A 14,955-nucleotide genomic window follows, 5' to 3' on the forward strand; every position below is an offset into this window, starting at 1 on the left:
CTTATCTCAATAATCAGTTATGAATCTTCTCTCTAGAAGGTGACACGCACCCTTATAGAGAATCCTTCGAACTACCTCAGGGGGTAAGTCAATATCTCTGATAGGACTGAGAGAAATTAGATCGCCAGCAAGTTCATAGTTCATATCTAAAATTTACCCTTACACTTAATCATGGGTACTGATTACTTGGTCTAGCCTCTAAGTTGAGCAACATCAAGTAATCTAAAAAATGGCATTCCTTTCTCTTCTATTGAATTTGCCCATATCGCGAACCAACCTGGAAATCGCAACCCGCCATAAGAATCTTTACCATTCTCTTCACACAATTGAAGCTTAAGGTTTGACGTAGCTATGCATTTTTTACAACGATGACTTCCCAGTTTTGATGAGTTTGTGAAGAAATTGACTCTAAGAGGCTGTTTGTAAACCAATGTTTTGATCCCCCTAAATCCCCCTTAAAAAGGGGAACTTCAGGCATTCTGGTTCGCTTCTCTCCTTATTCCGTAACACCCTTTATTCCATAACACCCTTTGAATAAGCAAATCCAAGTAAAATGTTACTCTAGTATTAAAGTGCATACTATTCAGTTGACTAGATTTCATGAGTGCTTCACATCAACCCTAGCCCTAGCCTGGATAATTCACGGCAGATAAATCCTGGTCAGAATCCACCGCAAAGTGTCCCCGTGCTAGGGAACCAAATAGAATGACTCAAGTGGCTTCAAAGTCAGGCTAAAAGCCAGTACCCGATTTCGATTTCAACCCCATCGATGGATTCGAGGACTTCCCCATGGAGAGCGTCAGACCTGCCGTCAACTTACAAGATCCCACGCTGTATGACACCGACTATCTGCAATGGCTAGAAACCACCGTGGAAAAACTCCGCCGTCAAGACTTCGCCTCGGTGGACTGGCCCCATCTGGTTGAGTAAATTGAGGACATGGGGCGGAGTGAACGGAGATGGTTAGAGAGTAATTTGATCGTGATTTTGCTGCATCTGCTGAAATGGTAGTATCAACCGGAGCAGAGAAGTGGCAGTTGGGAAGCCAGCCTAATCGAGCATCGCCGCCGGATCCGGAAAGCCGTTCAGGAATCTCCTAGCCTCAAGCCCTACCTGGACAATATCGCTACCGAGGCCTACACAGAAGCTGTGAAACAGGCTAGGGCTGAAACCGGCCTGCCGTTAACAGTTTTTCCCGAGGAGTGTCCCTACCAATTAATCGACCTGCTCGATGACGAGTTTCTACCTGGGTGAGTGGAGCGGCGACTCCATCTGAAGGCTCCAACGCCGGGTTCTACTTTTATCCATTAAATACTTGCCATAACCAGCGACTGATTTCTCCATCATCCTGAGTCTGGCTGCGTTGAAGAGCCTCTTCAATCAAAACCATTTCCAACCCTGGCAAAACCTTCGACTCCCGAATTTGCCGGCTACCTCCATCCCCGACTTCAAAGGCCAACACTTCTGCCGCATTGACATCTACCACCCAATATTCCTGGACTCCCAACCGCTCATACAGGAGACGCTTACGTCCAATATCATCATTGAGCATAGTGGATGCAATTTCAATCACCAGGTGAGGCGCACCAAACTCATTCACATCAACAGGCTGAGATGTTTTGGGTGGAATCTGAAAATCAGCCCCAATCTAGAACGCCATATCCGGCTGGCATTCACGAACACCCGGTTTACGAAAACTGCCATTTGTGAATCCTTTAATCCGGATATTTTTCACCGTGCCGTAAAGACTGACAGTCTGGGAAGGGAGGGTATTGTCCTGCTATGCCCGGAACCAATTGGCATCGTCTCAATCCTCATGTAGCCTTTGTCGAAGTAAAACCGGGCTTGCTCCAACTCTGGCTGGTCAGCTAGCGCCAAAAACTCTTCCCAACCGGCTTTTACCCAGGTGTCTGTCACCAGGTTTTGCAGTGCCGGTAAGGTATCAACCATCGTCTCCCCCTCTCTCATCGCAACTCGTTAACTCCCTGGCCTGCCGCGCCAACTGTTGGTTCTGGATTTGCTGCCAGCGATCGCGCCAATATTTCAGGTATTTATCTTCGACCTTCATTTCATTTAACCACCTGCTGCGATCGCGGATCACTTCCCGTTTTGGTGGACATAGACTGGGTTTCCAAAATCCGCGCGGCAACTTGAGCCGGAACTCGCTCCAGGGGAACCAGATCAATTTTGAGCCAATTGGGAATAATCTGCCCTAGGGCTGCATAGGCATTCCAGAAAGCCTCCTCCGAGAGGCCCTGTACTGCCAGATCCAGATCGGATTCCCAATGCCAGGGAGAATCCCCTCTCGGCGAACCAAACAGAACCACCTTGCTAGCACCAAAATCCTGTTTCAGGATATTGATGCACTGTTGAGCCGCTTGGTGGTTCAGAAAACTCCTGAAACCCCTATAAATCAAGGATTCTCACCGAGACAGCGATCTTGAGTTTTATCGGGCGAACGAACGAGGGCAAGGGGTTTCAGGCGCTGTTTTGGTCGTTCAGGTTATCCATCATGAGACTCAAAAAAGTTTTCTGCACCACTCAGGTTGAGCCGTTACGATCGCCTCCTGGCGTCTCTGTTCAAGCAGTGCACTTGAAGTCGATTGATCAGCTGAAATGTTGACCTAGCCCATTTTTGAGGATCGATCCAACCTTGCCCAAAATAGATATTGTAGCTCTGGCTCAGATATGCTGATCGGACGCCATCCGATCAAGAACCATGGTGGCGATACCACTCGATCGTCTTTCTTAGCCCTTCCTCGAACCCAACCTGAGCCATAAACCCAAACGCGGCTTTGGCTCGTTGGATGTCTAAACAACGACGGGGCTGACCGTTGGGCTTATCGGTTTCCCAAATAATCTCACCGTCATAGTCCATTAAGTCGCAGATCAGGGTAATCAAGTCTTTGATGGAAATTTCATACCCTGTCCCCAAATTGACCGGCTCCGAGTCATTGTAGAAGCGAGTTGCCATCACGATTCCCCGTGCTGCATCCTCGGAATACAAAAACTCACGGGTTGGGCTACCATCCCCCCACACCGGAATTTGTTTGTCCCCCCGTTGCTGGGCTTCATGCACCTTGCGAATTAAGGCTGGAATCACATGAGAACTGCGCGGGTCAAAGTTATCGCCCGGGCCGTACAGGTTTACTGGCAGCAGGTAAATCCCATCGAACCCATACTGTTGACGATAGGACTGAAGCTGTACCAGTAGCGCTTTTTTAGCGACTCCGTAAGGGGCATTTGTCTCCTCGGGATAGCCGTTCCACAGGTCATCTTCCTTAAAAGGGACTGGAGTAAACTTGGGATAGGCGCAGATGGTACCGACACAGACAAATTTTTGGACTCCGGCCTGATACGCGGCATGAATTAGCTGTGCCCCCATCATCAAGTTGTCGTAGAATAACTCAGCAGGCTTCTCCCGGTTCAGGCCAATGCCTCCCACATGAGCCGCCAGGTGAATAATTACATCCTGCTGATCAACAGCTCGCTGGCAGTTATCCATCACTCGCAGGTCACAGTCACGCGATCGCGGCACCGTAATTTTGTTGGAATCTGCGCCTGCAGCACATAACTGCTGAATGACTTGCTGACCTAAAAAACCGGCCCCTCCAGTCACCAAAATCCGTTTACCTACGAGATTAAATTCGGCTGTGGTCATGGAAAAAACACCTCAACTGCATCGTGCGTGGAAACATTAACATTAATAGCCAGTTCAGAATAGAGAGGTTCCAGCAACCTGACGAACAGTGGCCACATCTTGGATCGTTTGTATCGCATGACCGTTTAAGGGCACTAAACCAAGAGCCTTGAGATCGGCTTCAACCATCAGATGCACCAATTCTTCAAAGGTGACAGAAGGCTCCCATCCTAGCTTCGCTTTTGCCTTCGCTGGATCCCCAATGAGCAATTCCACTTCCGCAGGTCGCAAATAGCGTTCATCAAATTCCACATAATCCTGCCAGTTAAGGTTCACATGACCAAAAGCAATCTCCAGAAACTCTCGCACAGAATGAGTTTCCCCGGTCGCCACCACATAATCATCGGGTTGTTCCTGTTGCAGCATTAGCCACATGGCCCTGACATAATCCTTGGCATATCCCCAATCACGCTTGGCATCCAGGTTGCCCATAAACAACTTTTTCTGCTGTCCAGCTACAATACGGGCTAGGGCGCGGGTAATTTTACGGGTGACAAAGGTTTCGCCTCGCCGGGGTGATTCATGGTTGAACAGGATGCCGTTGCAGGCGAACAGACCATAGGATTCACGGTAGTTCACCGTCTGCCAATGGGCGTAGACCTTGGCACAGGCATAGGGACTGCGGGGATAAAAGGGAGTAGTTTCCTTCTGGGGGATCTCCTGCACTAACCCAAACATTTCGGATGATCCTGCCTGATAGAACCGCACTTGATTGCCAGTTCGTTGTTGATAGTCACGTAAAGCTTCCAACAAGCGCAGAGTTCCCATGCCGACAGAATCAACTGTGTATTCTGGAGCATCAAAACTGACTCGAACGTGGGACTGGGATCCCAAGTTGTAAATCTCAGAAGGTTCCACCGCTTCCAGAATTCTACGCAGCGTTGTACCATCCGTTAGATCGCCATAATGAAGAAACAACCGGGCGTGCTGGCTATGCGGATCTTCATAAATATGGTCGATGCGATCGGTATTGAACGTAGAAGTCCGGCGGATAATACCGTGGACTTCATAGCCCTGCTCCAGCAAAAACTCGCTTAAGTAGGAGCCATCCTGGCCTGTAATACCGGTAATCAAAGCACGTTTCAGTGAAGTCATGTTGGATGCCTGAGTTAAAGTACTATTAGGTTAGAGCCAGCAAAGAGAACCAAGGTTAGATCTTGCTGCTTACGATAAAACTATAAGCTGTTTAGCCAGCATTCTCTGATATCCCTTGAGAACTAGGATTTTTACGCAAAAGTAATTGCTTCAAGGATAACCAGATGAAAGGTGGAATAGTTGTGCTGTAGCGTCCCCATAACCTATGCGGCTCTTGAACCAGGCGGTAAAGCCATTCAAAGCCGATAGACCGGATTAAACTGGGCGCTCGCTTCTGAATGCCAGCGTAGACTGGAAAAGCCCCACCCAGACCCACCATCACTGCATGAATGCGGTATTTATGTTTAGACATCCAAAATTCCTGCTTAGGGCACCCCAAACAAACAAGAACCAGCCCTGCACCGCTCTCATTGACCTGATTAATGATTTGTTCATCCTCTTGCTCAGTGAGAGGCCGGAAAGGTAACGGCTCCATCCCCGCAATTTGCAGCATGGGAAGTTCATGCTTTAACTTTGAGCGAATATGCTCCAGAACAGACTTTTCAGATCCCAGGAAAAAAATACTCGTATTTTGCTGGGGGGCAAGTTTGCACAAAGCGAGCAGAACATCCAATCCAGCCACCCGATCCTGGTCAGGAACACCCAAGCGCCTTAACATCCAGACCAATGGCATGCCATCAGGCGTAACTAGTCCGCCTCTCTTAACACAGAGGCAAAAGCTGGGTTTTTGTGGGCTTCCACCAGCATATGCACATTTGCGATACACACTACCTTACTTAGGCGCTCCTTGGCCCACTGCAACATTAAAGCAACTTGAGCTTCAAACTTTAAAGCATGAACAGGAAAACCAATTACGCTATAGCAGGGAGTCTCATCTTCAAGAACATTTGTGCTCATAACTTGTGTCCTAATGCCGTAATAGTTCTGCAATCCAGTACCTCAAGAGTTGAATAACTATCCGCTAGCGCTTTGAGCTTCATCTCTTTTACAAGCCAGAAACTGAGATTGCTTTTGATTAACCAATGCACAGCCTCAATCTAATTTAAAGCGATTCAAACAATAGTCAACTTTTTGAAAAACCAGTGATGTTCAATATGGCAGACACAGCTCACATTGCGTTATCATCTAAAAATGATTTATCAAGCCCTATGGTATTAGACTCCATCGCTTTATGAAAGTTCCTGGTGAAACAGATTGATCCTCGGTAAAAACATAGAAATACACCAAGTATCGATATAGGATATACACCAGACAGAACACCCAAATTGATAACTTTTACACATCAAATACAAATAAGTTCTATAGTCCACTGAGACAGTACGCTGCCTACTTCAATCTTCTCCCATAGGATATACGGATTCCGGAGTATTTACGTAAAAAAGTTTTTTGATTTACATTAACTTCACAAGCTTCCAGCTATCCGGCAAATCCAGAAAAATGTCATCAAGGTTAACAAATTTTTAATCCGTCTGCGTAGTCAGGAACTGGGGCTAGATCTACTACTTTGCTTTTGCCGCATAAGTACCTAACAATAGACAAAGGACAGGATTTCCGCAGAATATTATATTTTTGAAGTTATTTTGACCGTAGCTCTAATTTTTAACCTGCATCATGACAAGTTTGGTAGAGTCTTTTTATCATCCCGATCGGGTTGTTCAAAACAGATAACTGAAGTGTTTAGAAGAGGAAGATGTTGTGTCGTTAAGTCAGCCAACCATTTTGGTAACGGGGGGAGCAGGTTATATCGGTTCTCATGCGGTACTTGCTCTGCAACAAGCAGGTTATGAGGTTGTGGTTTTGGATAACCTTGTGTATGGACATCGGGATCTTGTCGAAAAGATTTTGCATGTGGAGTTGGTAGTCGGAGATACGAGCGATCGCGCTCTGCTGGATCGCCTGTTTGCCTCTCATCAGATTGCTGCCGTCATACACTTTGCGGCTTATGCCTACGTTGGTGAGTCTGTTACCGATCCCGCTAAGTACTACCACAACAATTTCGTTGGCACGTTGACGCTCCTAGAAGCGATGCTGGCCGCTTCCATCCATCAATTCGTCTTCTCCTCAACCTGCGCCACCTACGGGATTCCGACTACAGTTCCGATCCCCGAAACTCATCCTCAAGATCCCATCAATCCCTATGGCCGTAGCAAGCTGATGGTGGAACAGGTATTGAAAGATTTTGACAAGGCGTATGGCTTTAAGTCTGTCTGCTTCCGTTACTTCAATGCAGCAGGGGCAGATCCCCAAGGTCGTTTAGGTGAAGACCACCATCCTGAAACTCATATCATTCCCCTCGTATTGCTGACGGCGCTTGGTCAACGAGAGTCTGTCTCTATTTTTGGAACAGATTATCCCACTCCTGATGGCACCTGCATTCGTGACTACATCCATGTCACGGATCTGGCTCAGGCTCATGTTTTAGGATTGGAATACCTGCTGAAAGGCGGTGATACCAATATTTTCAATTTGGGAAATGGCAATGGGTTTTCGGTGAGAGAAGTGATTGAAACAGCTCGTCAGGTCACGGGACGGGAGATTAAAACTGTGGAATGTGCTCGTCGTCCTGGGGATCCCCCAGCTTTAGTAGGAAGCAGCGATCGCGCCTGCCAAATCCTGGGTTGGAATCCCCAATATGCCAATTTGCAGGATATTCTTTCCCACGCATGGCAGTGGCACCAAAAGCGACACCCAGCAAAATAGCCTCTATTGCCCGTATTCCCGGCAAAACTGACTCACGACCTGATCCAACCCAACAGCACGGGAGGCTTTGAAGAGCAAGCGATCGCCCGGTTGCACCAGATCTTTTAAGCACGTCACTACTTGAGCCTGCTGGGTAAAGCGATCGGTGGGCAAATTTCTGGCTCCTGCTGCCATCGCACTGGCTTCGGGATCATCGGCCAGGATCACCAGGCGATCGAGGTTTAATGCCTGAGCCGCTAAACCTACCTGATGGTGAAATTCAGGCGATCGTGCTCCCAACTCTTTCATGGTGCCTAAAACCGCAATGCGCCGACGACCTGACATTTGAGCCAACAACTGCAAGGATGCCAGCATAGATTCTAAACCTGCATTGTAAGTTTCATCCAAAATCACCACGTCATTGGGCAACTCATACCGCTTTGCCCGTCCGCCGGGAAGTTCAACCGTTAATCCCTGAGTTAAAGGAGCCACATCCAAACCCAGCACTTTGGCAACTGCCAGAGCAGCCAGGTAATTCAATGCATTGTGGCGACCGGGTAAGGGAAGGGGAAATTGCCGCCCATCCAGAAGCAAGGTATCTGAGTCGATGAGTTGCCCCTGGATGTCTCCCCCCCCCAGCCCAAAGGTGAGCGTTTTACCATACCAGACCGTTTGAGCGGTTTGCATCAGTAAGGGAGTGTCGTAGTTCAGAATGGCGATACTGCTGGCTGGCATTTCAGCTAATAACTCGCATTTGGCTTGAGCGATCGCGGCTTCTGATCCCAATCGTCCAATATGCGCGGTTCCTACATTGGTAATCACCGCAATGTCGGGACGAGCAATCTGGCTGAGGAGGGCAATCTCTCCTGGCCCCCGCATGCCCATTTCAACGATCGCGTAATCATGATCAGCACTCAGCTCCAGTAGAGTTTTGGGAACGCCAATTTCGTTGTTGTAGTTGGCTTGGCTTTTGAGGGTACGGGGTATGGGGTGTGGGGTGTGGGGTGTGGGGAGGGTAGAGAGGACGGCGGCGATGAGTTCTTTGGTGGTGGTTTTGCCAACGGAACCTGTAACAGCAATCACAGGAATGGAGAACTGATTGCGCCACCAGTGAGCGATCGCCTGGTAGGCTGATAGAGTATTTGGGACTTTTAGTAGGGGAAATGTTGAATCTTGGATATGGGAAAATTCAGCATCAACAACCACCGCGATTGCTCCCTGGGCGATCGCATCAGCTACAAAGTCATGACCATCAAAGATTTCACCTCGCAGGGCCAGAAAGACTTCACCGGGCTGCAGAGTGCGAGTATCGGTCGTAATCGCCACCGCCCAATTTTCTAAGGCCGCATCTGACAAATTTAATGGTGTTGCACCCAGAATCTGAACAAGCTGGGCTAGTGTTGCTTGACAGGACATGAATGTGTTTTATTCGCAGGTCTAGCTGTCATTAAACGCCTATGCCTTCCCCTTGGCAAGTCTTTCTGACTAACTTATAGCTGAGCTGAGTGCACATAGAAACGCTCCCATCCAGTGCCCAGTCCTAGCAAAGCTAGGAAAGATTGCAATTGAACTCTTCATCGTCCTGCCAGGGCAAACACTGAAAACCAATCCAAGCGGGCACAACCAGGAGCAACAAGAGAACCGCCCTAAGTAGATTTACTGAAGCTCTAAGTATTGGAATTACATCAAAAGAGGATTATTCCAAATATGGGGATTACCGCGGAGATCCTCTTTAAAGCTTCTATAAAGATAAAAAGCCATAAGTGAATTCTCTGTAAATTCTGTGAGCTATTTGACCACCTTAACTTCTGTCCCCAGGCTTACCTTCTGGAATAGTTCTTCAACATCTTTGTTGTACATCCGAATACAACCATGAGAAGCTGCTGTACCAACTGACTTGGGATTAGGGGTGCCATGAAAGCCAATCCAGTTTTTCCCATCTGTCCAAAAGCCAATCCAAAATCGGCCTAGAGGGTTTTCTGGATCCCCACCCGGAATCGAAATACCTTTTTTCAACGGATGGATCCAGGTGGGATTCCTCAGCATTTGCCGAACTTGGTAAGTTCCTAAGGGGGTTTCCCATCCCGGACGACCAACAGCGATCGGGTACGACTTGATTAAACTTTTCCCTTTGAAAACCCCTACCCGTCGCCGACTCAAACTGATTTCCAGACGCAGAGGTTGCTCTTCAACAGGCAAAGGGTCGATTTGATAAAGTGGCTTGATTTGAGAATCTTCTGAAGCTGGTAACTCTACATCGGGTTCAAGCCGCGAATAAGAGGGATTATTTTCTAGATTAAAAGAGTTTTGTAACTGAGAATTGGGATCAGGCTCACGGGCTGGTAACGCGGGGAGCACAACATTAGCCTGGGGAGGGGGAGTGATTGCCTGGCTGGGCCGGACAGGCATCAATAATCCAACGGCGACTAAAAAGCTTGTCCACCTTACCAACGGTCTTATCATATTGAGCCAGTGAGAAAAGTCACTAAATAAAAGCTTTTGTTCCTACCCAATATTAGGATAAACCGCGGAAACTGGTTCAGTTGGCCATTAAGGCGTTGAGCGGCGGTTGATAGGGCGATCGCTGAACCAATCGAACAGAAAATTTATAAATTATGATGAGCAATCTAAATAACATCAGGTTTAGCAGGTCAAAATCGGTGCGATTGACGGCCCCACACCCCAGCTTCTTTCCCACTTAAGAACAAAGCTAGAGACCGAGGTCGCCCACTCGCAAAGAGGGCTACTGAATCTGAGGACCAGGCTCCAGGCCCCATTGGTGCTTCAGAAACTGCTTATACATATTTTCACGGACAATCATTTGCTCATACAGCTTCACCAGGAAGTCTTGAGCTTGCTCACGGCTCATTTGTTGTACCTGGGTTTCAAAGGAACGGATACTAAATTGCTGTTCCAGGGACAGTTCTACAGGTTGGTTCATAGTTGACTCCAGATATGAGAGAGTACGCAATCAGAGCTAACTCAAAGTTTTGAGAGATAGCACTGGCTCAGATAACAACTAGATGTTTTTCAGGATTCCCGAAAGAACTTCTGTTATCACCCTAGTATTACAGAAGATAACAAGTATTTGACAAAAAGTGCATACCCCCCATGGAGCAATTCTTTAGAGATAACCGTACTTGCAAAAGCAAATTAAGCTTCAGGGTGGGCTACTTCTCCGTAAATTCGCACTTTTCAGCTACTTTGGTGAGCCAATATACTGACGTTGTCATTTTCAGAATTTTCATAAGTCTATGACGTGAGACGCAGATTGTGTTAAGTAGAGGACAATTTTCTCGAATCTCCCAGGTTGTTTGCTAGATACCCTGCAACCCAGGGAATTCTAATGGATCCAGGGGCACTCTCAAACGGCTGGGGATCTCGACCATCAAAATTATGCAAAAGACTCAAAAAGCACCTTCTACTCTCAGTTCTGACCTTATCTACAGCCAAACGCCTCCCACGACGGAAGCAACTTTTTTATACCCGGTGCCCCACACTACAGGAGCGATGTCAGTGCGAGAAACTCCTACCCTTTCTATACAATCTCAGGTAGACCTGACTGGCCTCGTGAAGCAACTTAATCAGGTTACTGTAGCCATCCCTGAGCCAGATTTAGCAATACCCAGAGTAGCCGCATTATTGGGGGAAGCGTTCCAGGTAGATGGTTGTCTGGTGGTCTTCTCTACCCCTACACAGGTAGGAGTGCGAACAGCATGGTGGATAGCTGAAACGGGGCGATCAATCCTTTCATCTCCTTTTATCCCTGCATTTACCCAAACAAATTGGGTGAACACGGCTCGATTAAATGACGGAACTCCTACCGTTATTCCAGATGTACAAGCTCTGTCCAGCAATTCGGCAGCCAGGTGTTGTGTGCAAGAACTTGCTGAGCTATGGCCCTCTGATGCCACTTCAACCCATAGTTTTCCTTATCGCTCTGTATTAGAAGTGCAAGTTCAGTTGCCAGGAATGCCCTTGGGCAGAATTAGCCTGCTGCGATCGCGGCCTTACTCCTGGCCAGCCTGTCAGATTGAACAATTAGAGGCCGTCGCTCAGCAGGTTTTGACTCTACTCTCCCATCTAAATTTGCAACAGAAACTGAAGCAACAAGCAGCGTATCAGGGAGTGATCAAACAACTAGCGATTGCTATCCGAAACTCGTCGAATTTAAGTGACGTGCTTCAATTAGCGGTTAATGGTGTGGCTACAGCCCTGGGAGTGAGCCACGGCCTCCTTCTGCGATTAAAGTATTGGGATCCCTTATTCCGGAGTAAAGCAGATGAGCAAATCCCCAAAGCTCAAGTGACGGTAACGTGCGAGTGGTTCAAAGAGGGGGATTCATACCCCTCATCTTCTTTCCCTGGTTCAATGGCGGAGACATCGGACCAAGTCTTCTGGCTGTCAGAATGTACTCTTTGTCAGTACGCTTTCCTTCATTCTCCAAAATCAACGGTAATCAATAATGCCCAACAGATTCTGGGCCATGCCGATCCTCCTGCTAGAACTGTCTTTCAAGTTGGTGAGAGGGATACACTTCTGGTAGCCCCCCTGGAAAGCCAGGGTACTGTCCTGGGATTTCTAGTGCTTCGAGACGATCATCCCCGTTCCTGGCAACCTGAGGAAATTGAACTGGTTGAGTTGATGAGTGCTCAGGTCAGTACTGCCATCATCCAAACAGAAACCCTGCGGCAAGTGCAATCTCTGGTCGAGAAGCGGACGACTGAGCTGAAGCAAAGCCTCGCCGTGCAAGCCAAGCTTTATGAGCGGACTCGGAATCAGCTTGAGCAACTGAGGCAGTTGAACCAGTTGAAGGATGAATTTCTAGATACGGTCAGCCATGAGCTCAGAACTCCATTAACCAGTATGGCCCTGGCTATCCGGATGCTCCGTCAAACTGGCACTAAGGGCGATCGTGGGGCACGCTACCTCGACATTTTGGAACAGCAATGTGCCCAAGAAACCAATTTAATTAATGATCTGCTGGCTTTGCGGGAACTGGGGTCTAAACAAACAACGTTGCAACTTGAAGAACTAAACTTAGTCGATCTGGTTACAGAAGTGACAGCTTCCTTTGAATCAAGTTGGGCCGGAAAAGGTTTAACACTTGAATTAGAAATTCCTCATTATCCATTGAGCCTCTGGAGCGATCGTGAAAGCCTCACCCGTATCCTCGTGGAGTTGCTCACCAATGCGACTCGCTACTCTGAACCTCAAACTTGTATCCGTTTAGCCATCTCTACGCTCTGGGAAGATGCTGGCAATCAGATTGTTCTCACTCTTACAAATCAGGGAGCGGCGATTCCCCCCGAAGAACTTCCCTATATCTTTGATCGCTTCAGGCGTTGCCACAGTGCTGTGCAAAATGCCGTGCCAGGAACAGGGTTGGGGTTGGCTCTAGTCAAGAGCTTAACTCAACATCTGAATGGCACCATTTCAGCCTCTAGCGTTCCTACAGAACAGTCCTCAGCCTGGATCACTTGCTTTACTCTCGTCCTGCCTCAGGCTGTCGGCAGTTCCATCTAATGCATCAAGGGCTGCTGAATCATTTATGATGCTGAAATGCTGAAGCCTACTGCTCCAAAACGTTTACGCTGGCAGCGCACCCGATATTCTCCCCTGGTGCGGCAGATGGATGTGTTCAGTTCCTCTGCCCAGTTGATGTTTTATCTCTGGTGGGACAGTAGAATTCCAGGCCGTTCAACCCGCTATCGAAATCGCCGTGCCCAATGGCTGGTGGGGACACTCTTAGATCTGGGGCCAACGTTCATTAAGTTAGGGCAGGCATTGTCAACTCGGGCTGATCTGTTGCCACTGGAATATGTGCAGGCATTGAGCCGATTGCAGGATAAAGTACCGGGGTTTAGTCCGGAGGAGGCGATCGCAATTGTTGAAACCGAGCTAGGAGCACCGATCTACCACCTGTATCGAGAATTTGACTTTGTTCCAATTGCGGCAGCCAGTCTGGGACAAGTTCATAAGGCCCGCCTGCATACAGGGGAAGAGGTTGTGGTCAAAGTTCAGCGGCCAGGATTGGAAAAGCTGTTCGATCTGGACTTCAAAGTTCTCCACCAATTAGTTCGCTTCTGCCAGCGATTTCTTCCCTGGACGCGACGGTACGACCTGGAAGCGATTTATCACGAATTTACCGAGATTCTGTATCAGGAAATTGACTACATTCAGGAGGCCCTTAACGCCGATCGCTTCCGGTTCAACTTTAGGGATCACGATCGCATCATCGTTCCCAGAGTTTATCCCAAACACACGACGAAACGGGTACTGACGATGGATTATGTGCCGGGGATCAAGATCAACGATCGCCAAAGTTTGGAAGCTTGCGGCATTAATGTTAAAGAGGTCAATCAGTTAGGAATTTGCTGCTATCTGAAGCAGTTACTGCAGGATGGCTTTTTTCAGGCCGATCCCCACCCCGGTAATATGGCCGTCAGTCAAGATGGTTGCCTGATTTTTTATGACTTCGGCATGATGGCAGAAGTGCAACCGATTAACAAAGAACAAATGGTGAAAACGTTCTTTGCGGTACTCAAGAAGGACACGGATCAGGTGATTGAAACTCTCATGGATCTGGGTTTAATTGAACCCATGTCCGATATGGCCCCGATTCAGCGTGTTACTCGCTTTCTCCTGGAGAAATTTACCGAAAAGCCGATCGAGATGCAAGCCTTCACAGAGATGCGGAGTGAGTTGTATGCGCTGTTTGAGCAGCAACCTTTTCGCTTGCCTGCCAAAATGACCTTTATTCTGAAAGCACTCACCACGCTTGACGGTGTGGCCCGTGCGCTAGACCCCCAATATAACCTGCTGGCCTCTGCCAAGCCGTTTGTTGCCAGTCTAACGACCGCTACAGGACCAGGATCGACTGTGGGAGAATTGGTACGACAAGCGAAGGATTATTTAATTTATAGAATCCGGCAACCCAACCCATCCAGTTTCTTGCTGCAGCAACTGGAAGAACGCTTCGAGCAACAGGAACAGGAACTGCGTGCCCGCTATTTTGATCAGGAGCGCGCCTTGAAGAAATTGACCCTGGCTAACCGTAGCCTCCTGTACACCTGCCTCGCAGGATTTTCCCTGCTAACCGGGATCCTTTTGCTGGCAGGAACCTACACATATTGGGCAATCGGGGCATTTCTGATCTCAGGGATTGGGGCGATCGTACTACTCAAAACTCTATATCAACTTGCTCTGCATGAGAAGATTACCCGCCTCACTGCCAGATAAGGTAGCTCAAGTTCGAATTACAAGTTCGAGTTAATAGAGATTGCCCATACCATCAAACAAAAAGCTCTCACAAGTTTAACTGTAAGAGCTTCTGCAATACCCCCAGGGGAATTCGAATCCCCGTCGCCTCCGTGAAAGGGAGGTGTCCTAGGCCTCTAGACGATGGGGGCTTGTTGTTCAGACTTTTATTAGGCTATCGAATCTCGCTACATCTGTCAACATCTTTTTAGGTTGAATCT

The 14,955-nt window shown here is 48.1% G+C and carries 14 protein-coding genes, 1 tRNA gene and 1 pseudogene; 4 read left to right on the plus strand and 12 right to left on the minus strand.

Annotated features, from left to right (window positions below; all coding sequences use genetic code 11):
* Positions 1 to 789: 789 nt before the first annotated feature.
* Positions 790 to 1,254, plus strand: a pseudogene (locus ACUVQO_RS02955) (DUF29 domain-containing protein).
* 46 nt (positions 1,255 to 1,300) lie between these two features.
* On the opposite strand, the gene ACUVQO_RS02960 reads toward ACUVQO_RS02955, so the two are convergent.
* The 8 genes from ACUVQO_RS02960 to ACUVQO_RS02995 form a co-directional block, all read right to left on the minus strand.
* The gene (locus tag ACUVQO_RS02960) at positions 1,301 to 1,600 is read right to left on the minus strand and encodes a Uma2 family endonuclease (RefSeq protein WP_445924406.1); all 300 of its coding nucleotides are present in this window, start codon (positions 1,598 to 1,600) and stop codon (positions 1,301 to 1,303) included.
* Positions 1,601 to 1,731: 131 nt separating this feature from the next.
* The gene (locus ACUVQO_RS02965; RefSeq protein WP_445924407.1) at positions 1,732 to 1,950 is read right to left on the minus strand and encodes a hypothetical protein; all 219 of its coding nucleotides are present in this window, start codon (positions 1,948 to 1,950) and stop codon (positions 1,732 to 1,734) included.
* Entirely contained in the window at positions 1,943 to 2,068 is a 126-nt protein-coding gene (locus ACUVQO_RS02970; RefSeq protein ID WP_445924408.1) for a hypothetical protein, read from the minus strand. Before ACUVQO_RS02970 ends, ACUVQO_RS02965 begins: the two co-directional genes overlap by 8 nt.
* 1 nt (position 2,069) lies before the next feature.
* On the minus strand, positions 2,070 to 2,417 hold the full coding sequence (locus tag ACUVQO_RS02975; RefSeq protein ID WP_445924409.1) for a nucleotidyltransferase family protein: 348 nt from the start codon (positions 2,415 to 2,417) through the stop codon (positions 2,070 to 2,072).
* Positions 2,418 to 2,710: 293 nt separating this feature from the next.
* On the minus strand, positions 2,711 to 3,661 hold the full coding sequence (locus ACUVQO_RS02980; protein WP_445924410.1) for a GDP-L-fucose synthase family protein: 951 nt from the start codon (positions 3,659 to 3,661) through the stop codon (positions 2,711 to 2,713).
* 54 nt (positions 3,662 to 3,715) lie between these two features.
* On the minus strand, positions 3,716 to 4,795 hold the full coding sequence (gene gmd, locus ACUVQO_RS02985) for a GDP-mannose 4,6-dehydratase (RefSeq protein WP_445924411.1): 1,080 nt from the start codon (positions 4,793 to 4,795) through the stop codon (positions 3,716 to 3,718).
* Between the two features lie 91 nt (positions 4,796 to 4,886).
* Complete coding sequence (locus ACUVQO_RS02990; protein WP_445924412.1) at positions 4,887 to 5,453, minus strand: WecB/TagA/CpsF family glycosyltransferase; 567 nt, start codon at positions 5,451 to 5,453, stop codon at positions 4,887 to 4,889.
* Positions 5,454 to 5,482: 29 nt separating this feature from the next.
* Complete coding sequence (locus ACUVQO_RS02995) at positions 5,483 to 5,692, minus strand: hypothetical protein (protein WP_445924413.1); 210 nt, start codon at positions 5,690 to 5,692, stop codon at positions 5,483 to 5,485.
* 798 nt (positions 5,693 to 6,490) lie between these two features.
* Here ACUVQO_RS02995 and galE point away from each other — a divergent pair.
* On the plus strand, positions 6,491 to 7,495 hold the full coding sequence (galE, locus tag ACUVQO_RS03000) for a UDP-glucose 4-epimerase GalE (protein ID WP_445924414.1): 1,005 nt from the start codon (positions 6,491 to 6,493) through the stop codon (positions 7,493 to 7,495).
* A gap of 3 nt (positions 7,496 to 7,498) precedes the next feature.
* Here galE and ACUVQO_RS03005 read toward each other — a convergent pair whose 3' ends face one another.
* The 3 genes from ACUVQO_RS03005 to ACUVQO_RS03015 form a co-directional block, all read right to left on the minus strand.
* The gene (locus tag ACUVQO_RS03005; RefSeq protein ID WP_445924415.1) at positions 7,499 to 8,890 is read right to left on the minus strand and encodes a UDP-N-acetylmuramoyl-tripeptide--D-alanyl-D-alanine ligase; all 1,392 of its coding nucleotides are present in this window, start codon (positions 8,888 to 8,890) and stop codon (positions 7,499 to 7,501) included.
* Between the two features lie 372 nt (positions 8,891 to 9,262).
* Positions 9,263 to 9,925 carry a L,D-transpeptidase gene (locus ACUVQO_RS03010; protein WP_445924416.1) on the minus strand — a complete coding sequence of 221 codons (663 nt, stop codon included), beginning with the start codon at positions 9,923 to 9,925 and terminating at the stop codon, positions 9,263 to 9,265.
* Positions 9,926 to 10,217: 292 nt separating this feature from the next.
* Positions 10,218 to 10,415: an NblA/ycf18 family protein gene (locus ACUVQO_RS03015; RefSeq protein ID WP_233744536.1), complete on the minus strand. Its 198-nt coding sequence runs from the start codon at positions 10,413 to 10,415 to the stop codon at positions 10,218 to 10,220.
* 455 nt (positions 10,416 to 10,870) lie between these two features.
* On the opposite strand from ACUVQO_RS03015, the gene ACUVQO_RS03020 reads away from it, so the two are divergent.
* Both ACUVQO_RS03020 and ACUVQO_RS03025 read left to right on the plus strand, forming a co-directional pair.
* Positions 10,871 to 13,000: a GAF domain-containing sensor histidine kinase gene (locus ACUVQO_RS03020; RefSeq protein WP_445924417.1), complete on the plus strand. Its 2,130-nt coding sequence runs from the start codon at positions 10,871 to 10,873 to the stop codon at positions 12,998 to 13,000.
* A gap of 36 nt (positions 13,001 to 13,036) precedes the next feature.
* Positions 13,037 to 14,716 (plus strand): ABC1 kinase family protein, encoded by a 1,680-nt coding sequence (locus tag ACUVQO_RS03025; RefSeq protein WP_445924418.1) that lies wholly within the window; start codon positions 13,037 to 13,039, stop codon positions 14,714 to 14,716.
* Between the two features lie 97 nt (positions 14,717 to 14,813).
* On the opposite strand, the gene ACUVQO_RS03030 is transcribed toward ACUVQO_RS03025, so the two are convergent.
* A tRNA-Glu gene (locus ACUVQO_RS03030) sits at positions 14,814 to 14,886 on the minus strand.
* Between the last annotated feature and the right edge of the window lie 69 nt (positions 14,887 to 14,955).

The sequence above is a fragment of the Leptodesmis sp. genome, from assembly GCF_052746595.1.